Here is a 25372-nt window from a genome sequence, read left to right on the forward strand (position 1 = left end):
CGACACATCGCTCACTCAGACAATTCATTAGTTTTTTTTGAGTCCGACGTTGCGGATAGATGCCTTAACTTTAACTTCTATAATGATGTCGGAATACATCTGCTCCCAATCGTGTTCGCTGTGAATAGATTTCCTCCAGAATGAAGGGGCGTAGGCGCGGACATGTTCACCTATTCCGAAGATATCCGATTGCGCTTGTTGTGTCTCTTTAATAAGCCGGCCGAAAATTTTCAATGCTTCCTTCTCGAAGTACAGGTTTAGTTCTTTTAAAGACTGTGATGAACTAACCTGGGCATTGCTGTGCAATATGGAATCCAGACTTGTGTCCAGTGTAATAATATAGGTGATATAAGGTTTTCCATCTTTAATATCAACCTTTACCTTGGAGAAACGATCGTTAACCTTGATCATAACCGGTCCATATTCAGGCGAATTCAACAGGATGGAATATCCTCCAGGATTAATACCCTTCATAGACATATATGCGCCGATTTCAATAGGAACTGTCGATCCTACCATGAGTCCGTTGCTGAAATAAGCCAACCCTTTAATTAAGATATTCTCATTATTACGTAGCGAAATGTAAGGGAGATAACCATTTTCCCCCCATTTGGATTGGGATGACCAGAATACCCCTAAATAATCAGCTGGGAACTTACCTGATTCCACTGCCTTCTCCATCGTTGTCAGGGTATAAAGTGTCGGTACCCGCTGAAGAGGAGGATTAATATTCATGAATTTGGAGGCTTCCCCTTCTGACACCAGCAACCAGGTCCGCCGCCGGACTTCCGGATTGCGACGCAAATAATCGTTCAGATCATTCAGATTGTTCCGAGCAACATCTTCACTGATAATGATGACTCGGAGATGTATAAGATAACGGGGGTCGGAGATCTCTTGTTGCAAATTGTTCATCGCGTCATCAATGGTGTGTCCAAATACTTGAATAACCCAAACCGGATTTTGATCTCCGGCCCCTCCACTACCCTCCCCCCCTGGTCCAAGTGGAACTCTTCCCGGAACGGCAATTTGGGCAGTAACACGAAGCATGGGAAGATGAATACTATTCTTAGTATGCGTAGTTTGATCATCCTGTTTCTGATTGTCTGCTGGTACATTATCTATGGATAGTCCAAGCACAAGTGCACGGTCTTCAATTTCGAGTTGATCCCAGCAACCAGCAAGTAAACCAGACAATATGGAGAGTATAACGAGGAGGATTACGCGTTTGTGAATTCCATTATTCATGGGATACCCCTCCCTTTTTGCGAATAATTGCTGTCAACCATAGTAAAAGAGGATAGAAAGTTAAAAGGACCAGGCCGATATGTGCGGTAGTGGAAGCAATATTATTGACCTGGTAAACATCTCTCGGTAAGAGGGAGACAACAAAAATAAAGGGTAGAAGGAAATTAGAGATCAGACGATGATCCTTGAAACGGGTTATTTCCCGAAAAGAGTAAGCCGTCAAATAATAGTTGGTAAAAAGTGAAGTAAACACAGAAACTACCCAAACAATAATGAATATTGCATCGAAACGCTCCAATAGACCGGAACCGATAGAAATCGATCTGGCCGTCTCTAGGGTAGGGTAAAAGAGAAGTTTTGTTTCTTGGGCACCGAATAAACCTAAGCTGACAATAACAATCAACATATATATGACTCCAATAAAAACGAGTGCTATAGAACCCGCCTTTAGTACCTGTTTGGGTTTCTTCATCAGCGGAACTAACAGTATCAGGATAAAGGTGCCTTGATAAAGCGAGGCAGAGTAAAACATTCCCTTCGAAAGGCTGGAAAGGGAGGGGTAATTTCCGGTTAACGGTAGTAGATTCAATAGATCTACGTTCTTCATGGCTATCAGCGTAATACTAAGAATAGACAATAAAATAAATGGTAAATAAAAGGAATGTATGTATGTAAATTTAATGATATTTCGCCGAATGGACAGAGCCGTCATAAGTAGCATGATTAGGATGACCGCTTCAATAGGTGTCTTTCTAAAGACAACTGTGATACATACTTCGCCAAATTGGCGAATGGTGATACCGGTAGAAATAGCAAAAAACAACAAAATAAGAACCGAGAAGAAATCTGCTATGCCAGTTCCCAACAGTCGCCGACTGAACACAAACAGATTCTCATCCGGGAATTTTCGGCAGACGGAGGCTGTAAACCAGCAGCTTAAGAAAGCGATGATAATTCCTGATGCAGCCACCAGGGGGGCAGCGCTCTCAGCAGCTTCAACCATATACCGAGGGAAACTTAAGATACCAATACCGATAATCGTACTAACGATTACCGCCACGACTTGGATCGTCGTTATGGGGCGGTTGTTGTTCATAGGGTTCACCTTTCTCCTTAAAAATCATATCGGAGTATACCTTCGGCAGATCTCTGGGTAGTCGAGAGGAGTCCACAGTGTTTAGAAAGCTCGGGCGCCGTCTCATCCACCATAAGGGAGCGCGGATGAGACTATCTCTTAAGTCCCTCCACTTAGTAGGGACAAAGGGTGTCATGTAAGGAACACCAAAGGATTCCAAAAATAATAAATGGTTAACGATGACAAGGGTACCGATCATAACTCCGTATAATCCGAAGAGTCCTGCCAATATAACCAGTGGGAATCTCAGCATTCTCAAAGCGATAGCAGCATTGTATGCAGGTGTGGCAAAAGAACCAATTGTAGTTAAGGCGACTACGACGACAGTAGTCGGACTGGATAGACCTGCTGATACAGCTGCTTGTCCGATAACAAGAACGCCTACAATGGAAAGAGCGCCCCCTATCATTTTGGGCAAACGGATGGTTGCTTCGCGTAGCACCTCCATAAATACTTCCATAATCAGCACCTCCAATACTGCTGGAAAGGGTACGCCTGCTCTTCCACCTGATATTGCTACAGCAAATTCAGTAGGCAATAATTCAGGGTTGAAGGAGATAATGGATACATATAAGGACGGGAAAAAGAGGGAAAAGATCAAGGCGATCAGACGGATAAAACGAATAAGGCTACCCACAATAAATCGTTCGGTATAATCATCTATCGTCTGGAAAAATTGATCGAAAAGCGCTGGGATAATGAGGGAAAAGGGCGATCCGTCTACTAGAATGACAACTCGGCCTTCCAATAAGGCCACGGTGGATTTGTCTGGGCGTTCGGTTGGCTGTATTTGTGGGAACGGCGATAAGGGTTGATCCTCAATGAATTGCTCAATATATCCCGAATCAATAATGCCATCAATATCGATTAAGGATAATCTTCTGGTAACCTCTTCTATTAATGCGGGGTTGGCAATACCCTCAATATAGCAAATAGCTACCTCTGAACGTGTTCGAACCCCAAATGGACTGGTCATAACGCGAAAATCGGGAGTTTGCAATCGATAGCGGAGCAGAGATAAATTTGCTTGCAAATTCTCGCTAAATCCTTCACGTGAACCGCGAATAGTTTGTTCTGTTTGTGGCTGTTCAACGCTCCGATGTTCAATTTTTCGCATGTCGATATAAAGTGCCTGTTCCATGCCGTTTACCAGGAGAATAACATTTCCTTGAATGATTAAGGCTGGTAGGGAGTTAATATCTACTGTTTTGCCACCTCGAGCAATATGAACCGTCATATTCCAGATGTAGTCAGGAAGGTCATTCAATATATCTGGAATTTCAGCGGAATCGGAGGGAACAAGCATTAAAGGTTTGAGTACATGCTCATGAATCTGATCCTGATTCGTCATGGAGGAGAAAAAAATAATCGCAGCTTCATACAAGCCGTATAGTCGAAAGCTGCGGATTACAAGGTCGCTATCTTTTTTAAACACCTGCCGGATAGCTTGCAGATTTTCATCCAGAGTAATGTTGAGTCTTTTCTGTTTGTTGTCGTCATTGGCTGGAGTGTCTCCAAAAGATAAGGATTTCCGATTCCGCTCCTTCATGGCTGTACCTCCATACTACGAATAGTCTACTGTATAGAGTTTGGCTCGAAGGAATGAAAATTATGTAATTTTCCCAAAATAAGAAAAAAACCCCGATACATCCGAGGTATTACAAATAATAGGATTGTTTTGTTATTAATTTAGTCCTCTGAAAGTATATTTCGTGAGTTTCTGGGAGAACTCCCAGTAACCTTCTTGAACATTTTGGAGAAGAGAAACGGATCGGCATAACCCACTGAGCGGGAAATGTCGCTGACAGACAGTTCTGGATTACGGAGCAACTCGGTAGCACGATTCATACGGTACTCTAGTAGGAAGGTCTGAAGTGATACGCCGAACTTTATTTTGAACAGGCTGGATAAGTAGGTTCGGTCTAGACCGACAGAAGCAGCGATATCCAGAATCGAGATCTTCTGACTATAGTTGTTCTCTATAAATCCGATCGCCTGATTAAGATAAGATTCCTTGGAGGGAGAGGGCTTGGTGTCTGGGAGAGGTGCCTTAGAGCTGGAAATTAATTCGGCCATAAGTCGATATAGAATACTTTGACTGAGTACATCTCCGTTACGCAACGACCGGGCATTCAGCAGATCCTCATAGAATGATTCGAAATGAGGTCGGCTATCACTTCCAGTTTCGTAGACGAGATGAGGAGGACTTAAATTCGCGCGTTGCATGAACGATTTGGCATGCAAGCCATTGAAACCGACCCAGGAATAGGTCCAGGGATCATTTTCGTTAGCTTGGTAATGAACAATTGTACTTGGCGGGATGAGAAAACCCTGTCCAGCGGTTAAAAAGTGACTCTGTTCCCCCCTACCAAAGATTCCACATCCACTATGAATGTAATGAAGAATGTAGGAATCGCGCAAGCCGGGCCCCCAAGTATGACTGGGCAGACACTCTTCCTTACCGAAGAATAGTAAATTAAGATCCAACTGACCTAGTAACGTTTCACTGGTGAAGGTGATATTAATTCGAGACATGCACAGGCCATCCTCCCATGGAGTTCTAAAAATAAGTAAATGATAGAATATTGATCCTCACATTATAACAAGTAATATTGGACAATACATCATGAAATCGGATTTATTTCTGGGATTATGACATGTAAGTAATAGATTGATCCATGTCGTTTTGTCGCATTAATGTCTATAGTTAAGGTGCATTCTTACTTATTCATTGGAGGCGAACATGTAATGTCCAAAATTACTTTTATAGGTGCAGGTAGTACGGTTTTTGCTAAAAATGTTCTCGGCGATGTGATGTTGACCGAAGCATTACAGGGATTTGAACTCGCTTTATTTGATATTAATATGGAACGACTGAGTGACTCAGAGAAATTGCTTGATAGTATGAGACAATCGCTTGGCAGTCGTTGCACAGTGAGGGCATATAGCGACCGGAGAGCTGCTCTAAATGGCGCCAAATATGTGATTAATGCGATTCAGGTAGGTGGTTACGACCCATGTACGATTACAGATTTTGAAATACCTAAGAAGTATGGTCTACGTCAGACCATTGCGGATACGCTTGGAATAGGCGGGGTCTTCCGGAATCTACGGACGATTCCGGTAATGCTCGATTTTGCCAAGGATATGCAGGAAGTGTGTCCAGATGCTTGGTTCTTCAACTATACGAATCCGATGGCTGTGTTAACGAATGTAATGAACACTGTTGGTGGAATCAAGACAGTGGGTCTTTGCCATAGCGTACAGACCTGTGTGTCGGATCTGTTTGATGCATTGGATATGAATAAAGACGGCCTCAAAACAAAGATTGCAGGCATTAATCATATGGCTTGGTTGCTGGAAGTATCTCGGGATGGAGTGGATTTATATCCTGAGATCAAACGCCGAGCAGCGGAGAAGCAGAAAGAGAGTCATCATGATATGGTCCGGTACGAGCTTATGCTTCGCTTCGGTTATTATGTGACGGAATCGTCCGAGCATAGTGCGGAGTACCATCCATATTTTATTAAAAAGAACTATCCCGAGCTAATTGAACGCTTCAACATTCCACTGGATGAATACCCTCGCCGCTGCATCGAACAGATCAAGGGCTGGTCCGATATGCGCGAGAAAATATTTGCTAGTCAGAATATTGAGCATGTCCGAAGTTTGGAATATGCTTCGTATATGCTGGAAGCGATGGAGACAAATAATCCCTATAAAATCGGCGGCAATGTAATGAATACAGGCCTGATTACCAACCTGCCTAAGGAAGCATGTGTAGAAGTACCTTGTCTTGTAGATGCCTCGGGTATCAACCCGACGTATGTGGGAGACCTACCACCACAACTAGCTGCTTTGAACAGAACGAATATTAACACACAATTGCTCACTATTGAAGCTGCTATTACCGGGAAGAAGGAACATATTTACCACGCTGCCATGCTGGACCCACATACGGCGGCAGAGTTGTCTATAGATGATATCGTTGCGATGTGTGACGACCTTATCGAAGCACATGGTAGCTGGCTTCCGACTTTTAAATAATTATTACTATATTAAGGAGGCATCCAATCCCAGTTTAAGGGGAGAGGATGTCTCTTTGTGTTTGCCTCTATCTAATTTGACTATTTAAAGTAATAATGACGTAGAATCGGTTGAATTAACTGGAATATTTCCAAATAGTAAGAGTGTATTACGAGCACTCTTATGATAATTTTAGGGCTCTAAACCGAAATCAGTGATTTCTAATAGTAGAAGTATATGCAGATGGTAGCGAAGCAGACGGAATTGTCCTGAAGAAGCGGAGCGTTCGCCTTTGCCTCCGAATGTTACCACTAAAGCAATATATTCAAATAAATTTGGAGGCAACAGCGATCGTAAGGATAATCCGTCCGCGAAGCGGTCATCGACCTACTTTGTACATTCTGATAGGGGTGTTGAGTTCTTTTTGTTATTTCCACAATGGAAACCATACTCGTTATGGTGTATCGTGGATAAAGATAAAGTGGTATGAACGAGTACACAACAGTACTAGTTGCGATTTACCTATAGAAGGGGACAAGTATAATGGCGAAACAGAAATATTATGTAGTTTGGGTAGGAAACCGCCCAGGCATATACAATAGTTGGGCTGAGTGTAAGGAGCAAGTGGAGCAATTTAAAGATGCTAAATATAAATCTTATGATTCCAGTGCAGAGGCACAGAAGGCTTATAGCGAAGGCTGGACTAAACATTGGGGCAAAAAACAGACTGGGAGCAGTACCTCCAAGGGAACTTCACCTGGTCGGGCGACTTCCTCCTCATCACCATCTGCGGAGAGTATTGATTATGACAGCGTATCTGTTGATGTAGGAACTAGAGGGAATCCAGGACCGATTGAATACCAAGGGGTGGAAACGCAAAGTGGTAAAGTTCTATTCTCGGTTGGTCCTATTCCCAACGGTACAAATAATTTAGGTGAATTTCTGGCGATTGTTCACTCATTAGCCTACCTGAAGAAGCTGGGGAGCACGAAGACTGTCTACAGCGATTCGAGAACGGCTTTAAAATGGGTCCGTGAGAAGCAAGTGGCTACGAGTCTGGTACGAGATGAATCTACGAAGGAAATTTGGGATTTGGTTGATCGAGCATTAAATTGGCTGAAGAACAATAGCTACGAGAATAAGGTGCTGAAGTGGGAAACGAAGGAATGGGGAGAAATTAAGGCCGATTATGGAAGAAAGTAAAACGTTGGTTTGAAACGACAATATGAACGGTATTCGACAAAAATGTAGATTGACGCCCATTAATTGGATATGTTATATATTATGCAAACGGTTTCATCACGCTTAATATAACATATTTTCAAATGAAGGGGGTGTCATGTTATTTATGCAATCGTTTGCATTAAATTGATGTTTATCTCGATGCGTAATACATGAATACAACCAATGGGAGGATCACTAAATGAAGCTTAACAGGAGCTGTACAAGAATATTCTCGGTTTTTATGATCATCGCAATGATTCTTTCCTGCATCGGATTGGGTCCAATTCGGGTGAATGCCGATTCCGATTCCGTTTCATCAGAAGGAATAAGCAGCAGCTTGGACGTGCCAAATGGACATATACGTATTCATTATAATAGAGCGAACAAGGAAATTGGGGATTTAGGATTGTGGTTATGGGGAGATGTAACTGAACCTTCGAAGAATTGGTCTACGGATGCGACAGCTTTTCTAGAGGGACAGCAGGATTCCTATGGTTCCTATCTAGATGTTCCGCTTAATGAGGGAGCTAAGAAAATTGGCATTATTGTTGTGAATCGCGTCAATGGCGCGAAGGAGGGTGGCGACAAAAATGTAGCTATCGCATCTTCAGAAATGAATGAAGTTTGGATTAAGCATGGCTCAGACACAGTGTATGTTTATGAACCTGTGGATCTTCCAATGAATACGGTGCGTATTCATTATGACAGAGACGATCAAAATTACAGTACTTATGGACTGTGGACTTGGGGAGATGATGTGGTCGCACCGTCCGATGGGTGGCCAGCAGGAGCAACAGCGTTTACTCCAGAACAAGTGGATCGTTATGGCGCTTATATCGATGTTGAGCTCAAAGAGGGAGCAAAGAAAGTTAACTTTCTTGTTGTCAAACGCTCAGGCGAAGGTGAGAAGGACGGCGGGGATAAGAGTTTTAGCCTCTTAGATCGTTATAATCATCTCTGGATCAAGCAAGGGGATAATAACGTTTACGTGTCCCCGTATGGAGAGCTACCCGTGGGGCTTGTTTCCGCCGAAGTATTGTCAGAGAGTAAAATCATGCTTGGTTTTACCATGACGGATGGACTGGAAGCAGGTTCACTTAAGGATCAGCTATCCATCAAAGATAAGACTGGAGCGCCTATCTCCATTGATTCTGTACAAATTACGGGTACAACAACAGTTGAAGTTGCAGCGCACGTAGTGCTCGATAACCTACCTCTAAGTGTCACTTACTCTGGCCGAACCATAATTGCTGGAACAGGTTGGAGAATGCTGGACGAAATGTATGCTTACGATGGTGACGATCTGGGAGCCACATATAACGAAGGGAAAGTTACATTTAAACTGTGGGCACCAACGGCAACCTCAGTTACAGCCAGCGTCTATGATAAAACGGATGATACTCATTACATGGGTAGTGTTGATTTATCTGAGGGAGATAAGGGAGTTTGGAGCGCTGAGGTTGTACCTGGAACTCTCGATATTTCAGATTTCAAGGGATACTTCTACCAATATCAAGTGACAAATGATGGTGTCACAAAAGCAGTGCTTGATCCTTATGCTAAATCCATGGCTCCATTTAGAGTGAGTACGACGGGGAAAGTTGGTTCTGATGGAGATGCCGTAGGAAAGGCGGCAATCGTGGACTTAAGTACGACCAATCCTGCCAATTTTGATTACGCTCAAATTGAAGGATATGAGCAAAGAGAAGATGCGATTATCTGGGAGGTTCATGTACGGGACTTCACATCAGATCCTTCGATAGAGGGAGATTTGAGTGGAAGATGGGGTTCCTACACGGCATTCAAAGATAAGCTAGAATATATTAAATCGTTGGGTGTGACCCATATTCAACTCATGCCGATTATGGCTTGGTATTATGGAGACGAGACCAACATGAGCGAGAGAGAGTTAAACTATTCAACCAGAGATAATCAGTACAATTGGGGATATGACCCGCACAACTATTTTTCCCCAGATGGTGCCTACTCAGAAGATCCAAGTAATCCAGAACTCCGAATCAAAGAGCTGAAAGAGATGATTCAGGCTGTTCATGATGCCGGAATGGGTGTAGTTCTCGACGTTGTTTATACACATATGGCCAAAGCGGACTTTCTGAATGATATCGTTCCTAACTATTATGCATGGCAAGATGCAAATGGTAATAATATTGGGGGATTCGGCAATAATCTGGCGACAAACCATAAGATGGCTGAGAAATTGATGATTGACTCCGTGAAATACTGGACGGAGGAATACAAAGTTGATGGTATACGTTGGGATATGATGGGTGATGCAACCTATGAATCGATCCAAAATGCATACGATGAAGTCGTCGAAATTAATCCTAATACGTTATTCATCGGTGAAGGTTGGAGGACCTTTAGTGGGAATATCGCTGATCCTTCGCTAGAAGGCAAAGCTGCTGATCAGGATTGGATGGACAAAACGGATAGTGTCGGCGTATTCTCTGATGAGATCAGAAATGAATTGAAATCTGGATATGGTTCAGAAGGAGAGCCAAGATTTATTACGGGCGGAGCTAGAGATATCAACGTTATCTTTAACAACATTAAAGCTCAGCCATCCAACACACCGGCCGATGATCCGGGGGACATGGTGTCTTATATTGAAGCCCATGATAATTTAACGCTGTATGATATCATTGCTCAATCCATCAAGAAAGATCCTGCAATCCCAGCCAATGACCTAGAAATTCACCAACGGGTCAGACTTGGCAATATGCTAGTCTTAACCTCACAAGGAACGGCATTTCTGCATGCGGGTCAAGAATATGGGCGAACAAAACAGTGGAAGGGTGAAGGTATACCCGAGCAGAAATATCATGCACTTACAGATGAGAATGATGAAGTATTTGGGTACTTCGTGCACGATTCTTACGACTCCACGGATGCAATCAATATGTTTGACTGGAGCAAAGCAACGGATGAAGTGAAGTATCCTGTGAATCAGATCACGCAGAAATATACTGCAGGTCTAATCGATCTGAGAAAATCAACAAATGCATTCACGTTAGGTGATGAAGAGCTTGTAAATAGCAATGTAACGCTCATTAAATCACCAGAAATTAAAGCTAGTGATCTCGTAATCGCTTATAAGAACACAGCAACAGACGGAACTGGGAATTACTGTGTATTTGTAAACGCGGATAGTACGGCTAGAACATTAACGTTGTCAGAAGACTTAACTACAGGAAAGGTATTGGTAGATAACGATGAAGCCGGGGCCACCGGGGTGTCGGAGAAGTCTGGATTTACGCTCAATTCCCATTCCATCACTTTAGACCCTCTGACCACAGTCATTATAAATAAAAAGACTTCTACAGTAGATCCTGTTACACCGCCATCATCTGGTTCGAATTCAACATCATCGGGAGGTACGTCTGTGCCTCCAGCGTTAACAAGTAGTCTTCAAAAGGTGCTAACTAATTTGCCGGTCGATGCGGGTAAAGCACTTACAGCCATAATGGATGAACTAGCTAAGTTGGGTGCCGTGCAAGGGGTTAAAGCGGAAGCTGTAGATGGTAAGAATATTGCCAAAGTGGACGCCCAGAAGGTGGAGCAAGCTTTGACTAATCTCTTGAAAGGCTTTGAAGTTGTTCAGCAAAGCTTGACGGGTCAAGATAAGTTGATAGCCGCAGTAAGGTCAGAATTGGCCATCATCATTGATTTCAGTGCCGTTTCCGGGGATTCGGTGGAACTAAATTTCCCTGTATCTATACTGAACAAATTAAGATCAGCTGGAGCATCCATCAAGTTAGTCACGGCAGATGCCACCATAACCCTACCTGCCGATTTTATTGACGCAGCTACTTTGGTTAACACCAAAGAGTTAATCATAACGAAGTCTTTGGTGGATGAAATTGAGGCCCGTACTTTAACAGAACAAGTCGTAGGTGCAAATCCGTCCTTACAACCACGGGGTAAAGTATATGATTTCGGCATGTTCTTGATCGATAGTGCAGGTACTCGTACTAAAGTTACAACCTTTAACAAGAACGTGAAGGTGTCACTCACACTGACTCCGCAAGAAAAAGCCAAGATTACGGATAAGAGAAAGTCTGGGGTATATTTTGTAGCGAATGACGGTTCTTCAGAGTTCAAAGGGGGTATATTTGGGGATCAAGATATTACATTCCTAACACAGCACTTTAGTAACTTTATGGTGATGGAATCCCTTAAAACCTTTGGAGATACGACAGGAAGCTGGGCGAGGGATTACATTGAAGTGCTGGCAGCTAGAGGAATTGCTGACGGTGTCGATAGTAATCACTTCGATCCACAAGGAACGGTAACAAGAGGGCAGTTATCTACCTTCTTGGGAAGAGTGCTCGGACTCTCAGAAGAAGGTGGAGTTGGAGGGTTCATGGATGTATCAAGTAGTGCGTATTATGCTGGGTATGTATCTGCAATGAAGAGGGTAGCAATAATTGAAGGTTATGCAGATGGAACCTTCCAGCCGGAAAAAGCAGTGACGCGCGAAGAAATGGTTACCCTATTGATGCGAGCCTACAGCTATGCTATAGGGCAATCCTTGAAGGAAGCAGGGAGTTATACTGGAGCTACCTTTAATGATATTCAATATGTAAGCAGCTTTGCTGTGGACAGCGTAAAAGCCGCTCAAGGACTAGGTATAGTTGATGGTACACGAGATGGTAATTTCAATCCTAAGGCTGTAGCTACACGTGAGCAAATGGCTAAAGTTTTAATCCGGTTGATGGAAGTTACCGGACAATTGTAATTATAAGAATTATTAAAGCTCCCCGGGCCTCAGTCCGGGGAGCTTTTGTTAAGTTAGATTTAGTTATTATTGGGATTTGGAGTTATAGTAGAATTAATTATAATATTCTGATCCATTAAGACCATATCAGAATTAAGAGGGTGGGATCCGTATGAATGGAATTGATTCTAAAGCTGTGTTATCCATGGTAAGTAATCAGCAGCAGTTTGTTCGCTCCGGTAATACGAAATCTATTGAATTTAGGATACAGCAGCTCCAACGATTAAAGGCAGGAATTCAACAAAATGAAGCTTTGATTACAGAAGCCTTGAATAAAGATCTTCACAAATCACCCTTCGAAGCTTACGCCACAGAAATCGGCTATGTATATGACAGTCTCAGCCATTGCATAAAGCATTTAAGACAATGGGCTAAACCCAAGCGGGTTAGAACGCCGATGATTCATTTTGGATCAAGAAGTTACATCTATCCTGAACCTTACGGTTCTGTACTCATCGTAGGTCCCTTTAACTATCCTTTTATGCTGGTGTTAGATCCGTTAATTGGAGCTATTTCAGCCGGGAATGCGGCTATCGTCAAACCGTCGGAGTACACTCCTCACGTATCTGCTGCCATTACGAAGCTGCTTCGAGACCTGTTCGAAGAGTCCTATATTGCCGTGGTTGAAGGTGGCAAAGTGGTCACGTCTTCCTTGATTCATGCCCCTGTGGATCTGATATTTTTTACGGGGAGCACCCAAGTAGGGAAGATCGTGATGAAGGCAGCGGCTGAGAATCTCGTACCCGTTGTGCTTGAACTAGGTGGTAAGAGTCCTTGTATTGTAGATCGAACTGTTGATCTTGACCTAGCCGCTCAGCGGATTGTTTGGGGTAAGTTTCTGAACAACGGCCAGACCTGTGTCGCACCGGATTATTTGCTCGTTCATAAGGAGATTAAGCAAGCCTTCCTTACGAAGATGAAAGAGAAGGTGGTCGCCTTCTATGGTACAAATCCACAACTTAGTGTGGATTATGGAAGAATCGTAAATGAGTCTCATTGGGATCGCCTTTCAGGGCTGCTGAATGAGTCAAAGACGGTGGTCGGTGGAACTGGAGATCGCAATGATTTGTATTTGGCGCCTACGATAATGGATGGTGTGACCTGGAACGACAAGATAATGGAAGAAGAAATATTCGGGCCGATTTTACCGGTGCTCGAATATGACGATCTTGATGATGTTATTGGGAAAATTAACTCTAGACCCAAGCCCCTGGCGCTTTACTTGTTTACGGACAATAAGCTGACAGAGACCCAGGTTATCGAACAGGTTACTTTTGGCGGTGGTTGTATCAATGATACGATGCTGCATTTGGTTAGCCCTTATCTTCCTTTTGGTGGCGTTGGGTCATCAGGGATGGGAGCTTATCACGGACGGCACAGCTTCGAAACATTCTCTCATATCAAAAGTGTTCTGAAGAAATCGACTCGAATCAATCTGAGTCTTATTTTCCCTCCCTCTACTGATAAGAAATTGAAACTTTTAAGAAAATTTATGAAGTGAACATCGCTTTGTTCCTTCTAAATAATATGAGGAGGGCCAAAGCGTAACCAACAATCAGTAGAATTCCGGCATCACCCGTCATATAGTTCACAATCGATGATTGGTTTTGGGTGAACAGATCACCATAAGACCAGGCTAAGTTGTGTGCGCTGTGTGCGATCAGTGCCGGCCAGATACTGTTGCTTTTTAGACGAAGGAACCCGATAAACATACCCGCGAGAATGACGTTCAACATAAACAGCGGGATGTATACATACAAATTGACATCACTGTGGTAAAGATCTGTAAAGATCATAATCGGTAAGTGAAACAGGCCCCAGATAACACTACTCCAAAGAAGCGCCTTGCTTGTACCTAGACTTTTTAGTCTCGGTAGTAAGTACCCACGCCAACCGAGTTCTTCACCTAGGACAACAGTAACCGATCCAGCAACCAAAATACAGATGAAACGGATGGCTAACTCCACACCTTTACCAGCATTTTCAGATGCGACTCCTAAGTCACCCCAACCTACAATCCAGACGATGGCATAAGAGATGCCAATGAGTAGCATAGGTGTTAGAAGACCAATCATAAAGGATTTGCCTTGGAAGGTGCCAAACCCCAGTGACTTCCATCCCTCTTTTTGGAATGCTTCACGTGTTAGGAGCATCGTTATAATTGCAGCAGCCGAGGGTAGCAACATAAACATTGCCGTATTCAGTTCAATCGGTAAGATGAGGAGAATGGCTTCAGATACGGCGACCATGATTACAAATAGAAAAGCGTTTCGAAGTGCAATGTTCTTGTTATTCATGTTAATAACCCCTTCACGGATAGTGTTTTATAGTCCCCATCTTACAGATCGGGATGTCATAATAACCAGTGACATCGTGTCACATCTTTCATGTGACAAGGGTTAGAGATAATCATAAGGAGATAGGGAGGGGCCGCCCGTGGCCTGGAGAATAAAATGGAATGATTGGCTGCTATATATCATTCGCACGATATGTTTAGTTTCTGTGCTTTATTTTGCGGAGAAAAATGGAGGGAACAGTTCTACACCACTGTGGTTGTTATTTGGACTTATTGGAATTTCATATGTGCTACCCTTAATTTTGTTGCAAATCGGTAAGAAGCCTTATCTCATTTCAGAGCTAATATTACTGGCGGTACTGGTTCCTTATTTAACCTCGATAGACCATTTAATCACAGGGAATTTAGTCATGTATTGTATGATGGTTGGTTTCTATAATGAACGTAAAATGTATATTGGTTCAGGTATTGGTATCCTATTCATTGCTTTTGTAGGTCCTTTGGTATTGTTGCCAGACGCACCTATTTCATATTTCTCAATTCTCCTGTCATGTCTTATGTATACGTCATTGGGAGTTGTGTTTCATATCCTCGTATCCTCCAAAGAAGAGATTGAGAAACGAAATGTAATAATTAAAGAGCAATATCGATTAATGGAACAGCATGCAGGGCAAATAGAGCAAAATTCGATTCTTAAAGAAAGAGACCGCATCTTCAATGAACTCCAAGATTCGATTAGTCATACATATACTACGCTTGTGCTGGGTTTGGAATCTTTGAAGCATGAAATATCGACTGAGCGAGAGGCGGCAATGCTTGACCGAATTATGGATGTGACCCATACGGGGCTAACTGAAGTGAAGCAAGCGGTTCAAGATCTAGGACCACTAGAATTGAATTTTACCCTCAGCGAAATGATGCATTTAGCTATTCAAGAACTCCATAGTGCAGAGTGTGAAGTTCTTTTAAAGATGACAGGGGAAGAAAGAAACCTCTCCAAAGAGCACAAGCTGTTTCTTATACGTTGCCTGCATGAGGTGGTCTCACTTGCCAGAAGAGAAGGGGGAGCGACCCATGTAGGTGTTACAGTGAAATGTTCGGATATGGTGGTTGAACTCACTGCTCAGGATGATGGTCAAGGGAGTGAAGAAGAGCGTCTGTCGCGTGGTCTTGAATCGTTACGAGGACGACTTCAGAGCTTAGGAGGAGATCTGATCATTTCATCTTTTCTAAATAAAGGCATGACCGTGCAATGTACATTACCTATCGCTATGGAATCATTAAATTCCTCGATTGGAATCGTAATAGCTGATAATGAGCCGATTGTTTGTGAAGCGCTAGCCGCTTTAATTTCGATGCAAGAGGATATGGAGATAGTTGCTATGTCTTCGGGGGGATCAGAGCTATTGGATGTGTGCACCACTTTACAGCCTGATGTGATTCTCCTCTCAACGGAGCAGGAGGGGGATTTCCTCACCCTAATAGGTTCAATTAAGGCGAATTTACCTGATATAAAAGTTATTATGATGACCTCCTCAGATCACGACCAGCATCTGGTTATGGAAGCCATTCAATTAGGTGTAGAAGGTTGTATTGAGAAAGCGATCGCTTCAAGAGAACTATTAACTAAGATCAGATCCATATATGGCGGAGAAATGATTATTACCCAGCAGCTTGCTAGACAACTGGTTCAATCGGTGAAGGAAAGTGCCCTTCATGATGTTGATAAGAAGAATGAATATGGTCTGTCGGAGCGAGAAGTAGAAGTGCTTCAATGTCTGGCTGAGAACATGAAATATAAAGAAATTGCCGAAAAATTATTTCTAGCGGAAGGAACAGTTCGTAATTATTTATCGGTCATTTATTCCAAACTGAATGTGACTAGCAGAACTGAAGCAACGGAGAAAGCGCAGACGGAAGGTATCATTTAACGTCTTACATATCTACGGATTCTTGTCTTGCGGAATGAACGTTTAGTTCGCTTTGGACCCCGGCCTCGGGTCCTTTTTTTGTTTAACTTTGTTTTTTTAGGTTTGTGTAACCTTCTCTTTTTAAGGAAAGGAAGGCGGGGAGAAGCAGGAAGAATCGGTACTTCTTGAATTGGTATTTCTTGAATTGGAGGTTCGTTTAGCATTGTAATTGCTGTCTGTTCTAATATTCTTGCTTGCTCTGCTAACTCTGCTTGTTGTTGTGCTTGTTCTGCTTGCGCTGCTTGCTTTACCTGCTCTGCCCGCTCTGCTTGCTGTAGCGCTTGGATCTTTGGGAGATGTCCAAAGTGCATCAACTGAATTCCTTGTTCTCGGAGAATGTCCCCGATTCGTTGATCGGTTAGAGCTTGGAATTCTCGCCCCCTTGTATCTTGTTCAGGGGGGGGTTGTGTTCTGGATATCCTGGATGACACATAATTTCGGTAATTCCCTCTTGTAGTGTTGCTAGATGATTTAGGAGACGAATGTTTCCATCTGGAGTGTCATAGGTATCTAATATTAGGTGATCGGTACTTAGTGGGCGGTTAATGATATCGTTTGTATTCGGATTTATGCGTAATGGAATCCCTGTTTGATAGGCAAACTTACTCATGACAAGATACACCAAGGGGATTTCAATATGAATGTGATGATGGGAATCGAAATGGGTTGGTCTAAGTCCAGCGGCGACCATTTTGTTATATTGTTGGGTTAATTCATGTTCAATTTCTTCTTCTATAAAATCACTTCGTTTCCCCGAGAAAGAACCATCATCTCCAACGAGAGAACGGACCGCTTCTGGAGGAGATATAGATTTCCCCCAAATTAGGTTGAAATGGAGTCCCACACCTAAGGTGGGTGTTTGTAGTGCCCATTTAACTGCTTGTTTGAAATTCGGCATGTTGACCATAAGAGAGGTACTCGTTAGCGTTCCGAAGGTATGAGCCTCAAGTATCCCTCGGTTTACACCTTCACTCATACCAAAATCATCGCCGTTTATGATGAGATACTTAGTCATTGGAATACCCTCCTTATTTCAGTTAGATATCGATATTGTATGCCGAGGCGATCTTTCAAGTTCTCTCTTCGTAGGGCTAGGACGCCAGTCCCGCATCCCTTTCGAGTAAGTGTCATGTAGGACAAATGCCATGTCTCCTATGCACGCAAACTGTTCGGGGTGCGTACAATAACCTAGTACGTCATGGGAGGAATGACGATGATTGTCACGTTAAATACAGGCGCAGAACAAGTGGATAAGCTGGATCTAACTGGGGAGGAGAAAGCGATTTTGCAGGCGAAGAAGAACAGTCCAATCGTCTACAGGTACGATTCTCCAGAGGCTCTGAAATTTGAACTAAAGATGAGAACACGGATCGTAGAAGCCGCCAAAGCATTAAATTCCGGAGGAGCACAATTTGCCAGGTTCAAAGATTCTCGCTGTAATGAGAGATATTGGTCCCGTACAGACGAGGGAGGATTTCAATTGAGGCCGGGTGTGTTACCTTCAGATGGAATTAACGATATTTTTGCGAATGGATCATTGTATGCATTTGAATGTGCTACTGCTATCGTTATTATACTGTATAAGGCAGTGCTCGATATGGTGGGTCCTACGGTCTTTAATCAATACTTTAGGGATTTGTTACTATGGGATTGGAATTATGACAAAGACCTACGATTGATCTCGACAAATAATGCGAATGAGGCGTATACCGGGGATGTGTTATATTTCCAAAATCCCGATCATGATCCTAGAACCCCAGAATGGCAGGGGGAGAATGTCGTCAAGCTTGCGGATGATCTATATTTTGGGCATGGGATAGGGATAACTACTTCAGAACAAATTCTATCGGCACTTAACTCCAGAAGAAGGCCGGGAAGTACAACGCCAGCCTTTCTCACGGATCAGGTGGTCCACCCCGATTTTGATTATTTACGTAAGCTCTAAAACTGGACTTTCCTACGCTCACAAGTGTACAATTTGGGCATTGGTTAGAGATGCCAAGTCACATGTGAAGTACAATTTTGAGCGGGAGGGATTTCCTTGAAATATCGTAGATTAGGCAAGACAGAGTTGAATGTTTCGGTCATCGGCCTTGGAACATGGCAGTTCGGTGGGGAATGGGGACAGCAGTTTGGTCAACATGAAGTCGATGCCATCCTCGACAAAGGACAGGAGCTAGGTATTAACCTGATAGATACTGCGGAATGTTATGGAGATCATCTGTCAGAATCCTTTATTGGTAACTATATTAGTCGCCGCAAACGTGAAGACTGGATCATCGCAACAAAATTTGGACATCATTTCCATGAGCGATTTACTCGTACGGATGTGTTCGGAGCCAAGGAAGTTATACAACAATTGGATGCCTCGCTGAAGGCGTTAAATACGGAATATATCGATTTATATCAATTCCACTCCGGTCCGGATGTCGTGTTTGATAATGATGAGCTCTGGAGTACGCTGGATAAACAAATCGCCGCGGGTAAGATCCGTCATTTGGGGACTTCTATCGGGAGTAACGACAATCTTCATCAGACGGATGCCTCAACTGAAGTGAATTCGCAGGTTATTCAAGTCGTGTACAATCGCTTGGATCGTGTGCCGGAGAACAGAGTGTTTCCTTCTTGTGAACGTCAGGACCTGGGTGTTCTTGCGCGCGTACCACTAGCTAGTGGTTATCTCAGCGGTAAATATAAGCCGGGAGCTCATTTTGATAATACGGACGTAAGACATCGGCACGATCCTGAGAGTACACGCTTAAAACTTCAAGAGGTCGAGAAGATTAAACGTGATGAAGTACCTGAAGGTGTGAATATGGCTCAATGGGCGCTCGCTTGGTGCTTGAGACATCCAGCCGTAAGTGCGGTTATCCCAGGTTGTAAGAATCCAGCTCAAGTCGAGTCCAATGCTAGTGCAGCGGAGTTAGTTGCGGAGCGTTAAACTATAGTCCATTTAAGGGAGCTCACGATGAAAATTTTATGGGAAAATATACTGATAACACTTCTTGGATTGCTCGTAGTAGCGGGCATACTATTTGGAGTCATTTACTTCCTAGTTAAGGCATTTAAGAAATAGTGAGTTTCTAATCTTAAAAGGACTGCACCTACAAGTAGATTTTAAAATCTTACTTGAGGGGCAGTCCTTTTTTGTAATTATTGTTTCCTTGATGCGATCGAGGCCAACTTGTCAGAGGGATAAATGGTTACTCCTGGACTAGTTAGCTGAGCGATCCGATACATAGCTAAAGCCACGTTCTTTGCTTGAATCGCTCTATATTTTCTGAATGGCCCCACAAGTAGAGGCGAGACCACTTTAAAGATGCTCCCACCCCATTGTTCCCCTAACCGGAATTCCTGACGATTTCCCAACAGTAGTGAGGGACGTAGGATCGAGTTAGAATCATAACCGATCTTACTTAGCTCCTGTTCAAGATTGCCCTTTATTTTTGAATACCATACGGAGGAGTTAGGGTTAGCACCCATGGAGCTAATAAGAAGGAAGTGCGAGGCTCCTTGCTCCTTAGCTAAGCGGGCAATAGTTAAAGGATACTCGACATCAATTTTATACATGGCATCTTGGCTCTTAGCCTTCTTAATGGTCGTCCCCAAGCAACAGAACACATCATCCACAGCAAAGTACTCCTGAACCTCCTCAAGCTGATCGAAATCGACAATCTTTTCAGTCAACTTAGAATGGACAATCTGAAGAGATGATCTGACGATTGCAATGACTTGATCATACTCTTCGGCTTCGAGTAAGTAATGGAGCAGTTCATTTCCTACTAAACCGGTTGAACCGGCGATTAGAGCTCTTTTTCCCATGAAGGGGAAACCTCCTTGGCGGTGAATTTCTTCTTGAACAGTATTATACTACGGATCAATTTAGATATTACTAGTATGGATATAAATCCCTCTCAATTTCTAACCTTCATACCTCCCAAACTATCATTAAGTATTATATTGACCTATGTAAAAAAGAAGATTAAGACTCATACCTACAAAATATACTGAATTTTGGATGAAGTCGAACTGGGTTGGAGGTGGATACTTTTTACCATTTCAATCTGTTATTAAATTTGAGTCTTGTGGATGAAGCGTTCATGGAATATCATTTCATTAACGATCCAATGGATTCAATGGGGATTGAAACCGTAGATCGCAGGGGACGTATATATTTTTATTTATGCAGTTTATGGTTGCCAGAGGAACACCAATTTAATAAGGGGGATTAAGAGGATGAGTGCTCACGAGATTGATTATGCAATAATGGGCGAGGAAATACAGTGTGTTGAGGTACAGCTTGATCCAGGGGAGAGCGTAATTGCTGAGGCGGGAAGCTTTATGATGATGGACCCGGAAATTTCGATGGAGACGATCTTCGGTGATGGCAACAGAGGCGGCGGTCTCATGGGCAAGTTAATGGGTGCGGGCAAGCGATTGCTGACTGGTGAGAGTCTTTTCATGACTGTATTTACTCATAGCGGGGGATATGGACGCAAGAGTGTCACTTTTGCAGCTCCTTATCCAGGCAAAATCATTCCGCTTGATCTCCAGCAATATGGCGGCAAAATAATCTGTCAAAAGGATGCATTCCTCTGTGCAGCGAAAGGCGTTTCGATCGGTATTGAGTTTCAACGGAAACTGGGAGTAGGTTTTTTTGGCGGTGAAGGTTTTATCATGCAAAAGCTAGAGGGAGACGGACTGTCCTTCGTACATTCCGGCGGTCATGTGATTGAGCGAACGCTGCAACCGGGCGAAACCATTAAGCTTGATACGGGCTGTCTTGTAGCTATGACCGCTAATGTTGAATATAATATTGAATTTGTAAAAGGTGTAAAGACCGCACTTTTTGGTGGTGAAGGTTTGTTCTTCGCTACTTTGCGTGGTCCAGGGAAGGTTTGGGTGCAGTCGTTACCTTTCAGTCGTATGGCAGACCGAATTCTGTCCGCTGCTGGGAACTCCGGTAGAAAAGAAGAAGGTAGCATTCTAGGCGGTTTGGGTAACTTACTGGATGGGAAATAAGAACGTTAGACTATAAACTCTTGTGCTATGGGTGATTATGGTCTGCGAGAAGCCGTAGGTGAACTTTGTTCATCCTGCGGCTTTTTTTTGTTTTTATTTAAATGAGTAGTAACATTCACATCAACCTACTTTCAAAAAACATATACACATCCGCAATAGAAAGCGTAGTTGTTGAGAATGCTAGTACAGCACTGAAAATGGACTATCATTTTAACCGTGCTATAATAATTGAATGGAAAACCGTGCGTTTTGTTAACGGACTATAATTATAGGAAAGAGATGGACGCTATTTTTACTAATTTTAAATCCAGAAACAATTTTATAGTAACGTTTATGCTACTGGTACTTAAGTTGATTTTACTGAGGTATTTTTTCTTTGAAGCTATTCATTGGAAGGGCCTCCCGGCTGAAATTCTATCCATGTTAGTTCTGCTCTGCTTCGTTGAATTATTACTACCATCCAAAGACAAGTGGAAATGGACAGCCTACTTAGGATTTAATTTGATCTTCTCGTTTATCTTCTTTGCAGCAACACTTTATTTTGCTTATTTTGGAACGGTACCTACCTATACGGTACTTAGAGGATTGAATCAGGTGCCTCAAGTTAGCGCAAGTGTGAGTGCTCTGCTTAGACCAGAATATTTTTTATTCTTTGTCGATGTACTGATCATATTGGTATGGAAGGTTATAAGACGGTCTCGTCGTACAACCTCCTATTCTGGTTATACCTACGGATTCGGTAACCACAGAAGTCGAAGTAGAGGATGGCTCTGGAAGACCGGAGTTGCTGTTGTTATGGTGGTCTGTATGCTGTTTTCTGGAATGTACATTAATTCAGGTAATGATATTGATAACGAGCTTGTACGCGCGGAGCATATGGGATTCTTGAATTTCCAGGTAGATGCAGCACTTCGCAATCAGGAAGAAGAACGAATGATTGCTGAGGGAAATCTGCAGGAGACCATCACCAAAATTGAGAATCTACAGGCTAGTTATCCTTATCGGGATACTCCTGAAACAGCAGGACAACCAGAATATTTTGGAGCGGCCAAAGGGAAAAACTTGATTGTCATACAATTGGAGTCATTTCAGAACTTCCCGATCCATTTGAGTGTGGGTGGTCAGGAGGTAACACCTGTATTGAATGGACTGGCTGAGGAGGGAATATATTTCCCGCATGTGTTCCAGCAGATTGGGCAAGGAAATACGTCAGATGCAGAGTTCATGTCTAATACGTCGATTTACCCTACAGGGACGATTGCAATGTCTACAGGATTTGGCAGTCGGGAGCTGCCAAGTTTGCCACGATTGCTTCAAGGTCACGGCTACGAGGCCAATACGTTTCACATTAATAATGTAACTTTTTGGGATCGAAATAAGTTATATCCTGCTCTGAATTTCGATAAGTATTATGATAAGCCTTATTATGAAAATGATCATTTTAATGACTTTGGTGCCTCAGATGAGGAAATGTACCGGGTCGGAGTAGAAAAGCTGAAGGCAATTAAGGATCGCTCTAAGTTGTTCTACGCTCAGTTTGTGACAACGTCGAGCCATTCTCCGTTTATTGTGCCAGAAGACCAGCGACACATGACGCTTCCGGCTAATTTGGAAGGTGCCAATTTGGGGAATTACCTTCTCGCAGCTAATTATACTGATTACGCAATCGGTACCTTGATTCAGCGATTGAAAGATGCCGATATGTGGGATAATACGATGCTTGTATTCTATGGGGATCATTTTGGGGTGTCACCTAACGACACGAGTGCAGCAGAGATTACTACGAAGCTGGGTATATCTTATGATGACCGAGTTAGTCGTTTTAACGTACCGTTCATTGTGCATATTGCAGGACAAAACATGGGTGTCGTTTCTGAACGTGCGGGTGGACAGGTTGATATGTTACCAACGATCACAAATTTGTTAGGAATATCTTTAAAGGACAATCAATTTACTGCAATGGGTCAAGATTTACTTAATATTGATCGGAATGTGTTTGGAATGCGATATTATCTTCCTACAGGATCGTTCTTTAACGATGAGATTATGTTTGTACCGGGGGAAGGATTTCAGGATGGAACAGCCATATCACTGAAAACACTGGAACCTGTGGCAGATTACGCTGCATACCTCAAGGATTATGATTATGTGAATGAATTGATGAAGTTGTCAGATGAATACGTTAAATTGTTACCCAAGCGGCATTAGTTAACCGTAACAATCAGGGTGAAATATTAAAGGGGTGTCCCACAGGTTGTAAGAACCTGTGGAACACCCCTTTTTAGTTCAATTAAAAACTTACTAGGATAGAGCGTATTGCCTGTGAACACTGTCTGTAATGATTTCAGGCAATTCGTGTACCTGCTGTTCATATTGTTCTTGCGTTAGGTTTCCTTCAGAGAATCGGACCAATAATTGCTCCTGCAGTTGTGAGACTTGTAGTTCAATAATCTGTGAGATATCTTTATGATTAGCTTCAGCGATATCAGCCAAGGAGTGTCCTTCAAGTAACTCTTCGTATACAGCTTCTTCATCAGTTAATCCAAGAGCTTCGACTACGGGGTCTATCCCGGTTTCTTTGGTATCGTTGCTGAGATCAGTTTGCTTTGGTTGGTTCAGGGCAGTATCAGTGCCGGATAAGTATCCCGATAAGCTTGGCCCTAATGTAATGACAAAGGCCATCGTACCGACAATAATAACTTGTTTTATATTCATCATTTGTAATATCCTCTCTAGGCAATGTTGATGTATCATAATAAACAGAGTAAGCATCAAAATAAGGGACGTTCTAATGATACTACGTATACAACTGGATTAAGTTTCAAATGAAAGCGATTTATTTAGTGGATAGGTAGAACTACAATAATTATATGAGGTGTGTGACATGACTGAGAATATCAAAATTAGATCAATCAATGTCGGAAAGCCAGCACAAGTAATACATAACGGCAAGGAAGTATCGACAGGAATTAATAAGACCCCAGTTAATGGAGCGATTTATCTTTCCTTGCTTAACTTTGAGGGGGATGGACAAGCGGATCATGTCCATCATGGCGGAGAAGACAAAGCGGTATGTGTATATCCCTTTGAATGGTACGCTTATTGGGAACAGGAAATAGGGACAGCCTTAGCTTTTGGTGCCTTTGGGGAGAACCTAACGACGGAAGGCATGGTGGAAGACGATATTTGTATCGGCGATATTTTTGAACTAGGGGAAGCGCTCGTGCAAGTAAGCCAACCAAGACAACCTTGCTTTAAACTAGCCGTTAAGTACGGGGTACCGGATCTTCCTTTGAAAGTACAGCAAACAGGATATACGGGGTATTATTTGCGAGTACTTCGTGAAGGACTCGTTAGCTCAGAGGACAGATTGATCCTTTCGCACAGGCATCCGGCCAGAGTGACTTTGACGTTTGCGAACCAGATCATGCATAAAGACAAGGATAACATGGACGGAGTCTCACGTATTTTAGAAGTAACTGAATTGTCAGATAGCTGGCAGCAGACCTTCGCTAAGCGATTGAATGGGGGGCAAACGCCAACTAAAGAACGGCTAACTGGAGATAAATAAGTTAAACGCACCCCCTTTTCACGTATAAAAGGGGTTTCTTATGCTTTTCTTCTGGGTTAATTTATTGTAACCGGTGAAATTG

Annotated in this window: 20 protein-coding genes; 11 read left to right on the forward strand and 9 right to left on the reverse strand. The window is 42.9% G+C overall.

Annotated elements, in window-relative coordinates; translation table 11 throughout:
* Positions 1-27: 27 nt before the first annotated feature.
* The 4 genes from NST85_RS02430 to NST85_RS02445 form a co-directional block, all read right to left on the reverse strand.
* On the reverse strand, positions 28-1248 hold the full coding sequence (locus tag NST85_RS02430; protein ID WP_341188437.1) for a Ger(x)C family spore germination protein: 1221 nt from the start codon (positions 1246-1248) through the stop codon (positions 28-30).
* A complete protein-coding gene (locus tag NST85_RS02435; RefSeq protein WP_341188438.1) occupies positions 1241-2344 on the reverse strand; it encodes a GerAB/ArcD/ProY family transporter in 1104 nt (367 codons plus the stop codon). The genes NST85_RS02430 and NST85_RS02435 overlap by 8 nt, the downstream gene beginning before the upstream one ends.
* A complete protein-coding gene (locus NST85_RS02440; RefSeq protein WP_341188439.1) occupies positions 2292-3932 on the reverse strand; it encodes a spore germination protein in 1641 nt (546 codons plus the stop codon). The genes NST85_RS02435 and NST85_RS02440 overlap by 53 nt, the downstream gene beginning before the upstream one ends.
* 140 nt (positions 3933-4072) lie before the next feature.
* A complete protein-coding gene (locus NST85_RS02445) occupies positions 4073-4918 on the reverse strand; it encodes an AraC family transcriptional regulator (RefSeq protein ID WP_341188440.1) in 846 nt (281 codons plus the stop codon).
* A 213-nt stretch (positions 4919-5131) separates the two neighbouring features.
* Here NST85_RS02445 and NST85_RS02450 point away from each other — a divergent pair, with 213 nt between their 5' ends.
* The 4 genes from NST85_RS02450 (at position 5132) to NST85_RS02465 (ending at position 13932) form a co-directional block, all read left to right on the forward strand.
* Complete coding sequence (locus NST85_RS02450) at positions 5132-6430, forward strand: alpha-glucosidase/alpha-galactosidase (RefSeq protein ID WP_341188441.1); 1299 nt, start codon at positions 5132-5134, stop codon at positions 6428-6430.
* 522 nt (positions 6431-6952) lie between these two features.
* On the forward strand, positions 6953-7612 hold the full coding sequence (gene rnhA / locus NST85_RS02455; protein WP_341188442.1) for a ribonuclease H: 660 nt from the start codon (positions 6953-6955) through the stop codon (positions 7610-7612).
* A 220-nt stretch (positions 7613-7832) separates the two neighbouring features.
* Complete coding sequence (locus tag NST85_RS02460) at positions 7833-12392, forward strand: pullulanase (protein WP_341188443.1); 4560 nt, start codon at positions 7833-7835, stop codon at positions 12390-12392.
* A gap of 151 nt (positions 12393-12543) precedes the next feature.
* Positions 12544-13932 (forward strand): aldehyde dehydrogenase, encoded by a 1389-nt coding sequence (locus tag NST85_RS02465; protein ID WP_341188444.1) that lies wholly within the window; start codon positions 12544-12546, stop codon positions 13930-13932.
* Here the strand turns inward: NST85_RS02465 and NST85_RS02470 are convergent.
* Complete coding sequence (locus NST85_RS02470) at positions 13922-14728, reverse strand: CPBP family intramembrane glutamic endopeptidase (protein ID WP_341188445.1); 807 nt, start codon at positions 14726-14728, stop codon at positions 13922-13924. The genes NST85_RS02465 and NST85_RS02470 overlap by 11 nt on opposite strands.
* A 139-nt stretch (positions 14729-14867) precedes the next feature.
* On the opposite strand from NST85_RS02470, the gene NST85_RS02475 reads away from it, so the two are divergent.
* On the forward strand, positions 14868-16658 hold the full coding sequence (locus NST85_RS02475) for a LuxR C-terminal-related transcriptional regulator (RefSeq protein WP_341188446.1): 1791 nt from the start codon (positions 14868-14870) through the stop codon (positions 16656-16658).
* On the opposite strand, the gene NST85_RS02480 is transcribed toward NST85_RS02475, so the two are convergent.
* Both NST85_RS02480 and NST85_RS02485 read right to left on the reverse strand, forming a co-directional pair.
* On the reverse strand, positions 16655-17008 hold the full coding sequence (locus tag NST85_RS02480) for a hypothetical protein (protein ID WP_341188447.1): 354 nt from the start codon (positions 17006-17008) through the stop codon (positions 16655-16657). The two genes, NST85_RS02475 and NST85_RS02480, sit on opposite strands and share 4 nt — an antisense overlap.
* Positions 17009-17055: 47 nt before the next feature.
* The gene (locus NST85_RS02485) at positions 17056-17712 is read right to left on the reverse strand and encodes a carbohydrate deacetylase (RefSeq protein WP_341188448.1); all 657 of its coding nucleotides are present in this window, start codon (positions 17710-17712) and stop codon (positions 17056-17058) included.
* A 198-nt stretch (positions 17713-17910) separates the two neighbouring features.
* Between NST85_RS02485 and NST85_RS02490 the strand changes: the two genes are divergently transcribed.
* Both NST85_RS02490 and NST85_RS02495 read left to right on the forward strand, forming a co-directional pair.
* Complete coding sequence (locus NST85_RS02490; RefSeq protein WP_341188449.1) at positions 17911-18642, forward strand: protein-glutamine gamma-glutamyltransferase; 732 nt, start codon at positions 17911-17913, stop codon at positions 18640-18642.
* Between the two features lie 96 nt (positions 18643-18738).
* A complete protein-coding gene (locus tag NST85_RS02495) occupies positions 18739-19638 on the forward strand; it encodes an aldo/keto reductase (RefSeq protein WP_341188450.1) in 900 nt (299 codons plus the stop codon).
* A gap of 212 nt (positions 19639-19850) precedes the next feature.
* Here the strand turns inward: NST85_RS02495 and NST85_RS02500 are convergent, their stop codons facing one another.
* Positions 19851-20519 (reverse strand): oxidoreductase, encoded by a 669-nt coding sequence (locus NST85_RS02500; protein ID WP_341188451.1) that lies wholly within the window; start codon positions 20517-20519, stop codon positions 19851-19853.
* 218 nt (positions 20520-20737) lie between these two features.
* Here NST85_RS02500 and NST85_RS02505 point away from each other — a divergent pair, with 218 nt between their 5' ends.
* The 3 genes from NST85_RS02505 to NST85_RS02515 all read left to right on the forward strand — a co-directional run bounded on the left by NST85_RS02505 (position 20738) and on the right by NST85_RS02515 (position 23927).
* A complete protein-coding gene (locus NST85_RS02505; RefSeq protein WP_341188452.1) occupies positions 20738-20929 on the forward strand; it encodes a hypothetical protein in 192 nt (63 codons plus the stop codon).
* Between the two features lie 4 nt (positions 20930-20933).
* Positions 20934-21719: a TIGR00266 family protein gene (locus tag NST85_RS02510; RefSeq protein ID WP_127193070.1), complete on the forward strand. Its 786-nt coding sequence runs from the start codon at positions 20934-20936 to the stop codon at positions 21717-21719.
* Positions 21720-22052: 333 nt separating this feature from the next.
* On the forward strand, positions 22053-23927 hold the full coding sequence (locus NST85_RS02515) for an LTA synthase family protein (RefSeq protein ID WP_341188453.1): 1875 nt from the start codon (positions 22053-22055) through the stop codon (positions 23925-23927).
* A 93-nt stretch (positions 23928-24020) separates the two neighbouring features.
* Here the strand turns inward: NST85_RS02515 and NST85_RS02520 are convergent, their stop codons facing one another.
* Positions 24021-24437: a hypothetical protein gene (locus NST85_RS02520; RefSeq protein ID WP_127193069.1), complete on the reverse strand. Its 417-nt coding sequence runs from the start codon at positions 24435-24437 to the stop codon at positions 24021-24023.
* A 166-nt stretch (positions 24438-24603) separates the two neighbouring features.
* Here NST85_RS02520 and NST85_RS02525 point away from each other — a divergent pair, with 166 nt between their 5' ends.
* The gene (locus NST85_RS02525; protein ID WP_341188454.1) at positions 24604-25290 is read left to right on the forward strand and encodes an MOSC domain-containing protein; all 687 of its coding nucleotides are present in this window, start codon (positions 24604-24606) and stop codon (positions 25288-25290) included.
* Positions 25291-25372: the final 82 nt, after the last annotated feature.

Source organism: Paenibacillus sp. FSL K6-2524 (assembly GCF_038005525.1).
Taxonomy (GTDB): Bacteria; Bacillota; Bacilli; order Paenibacillales; family Paenibacillaceae; genus Fontibacillus; species Fontibacillus anaericanus.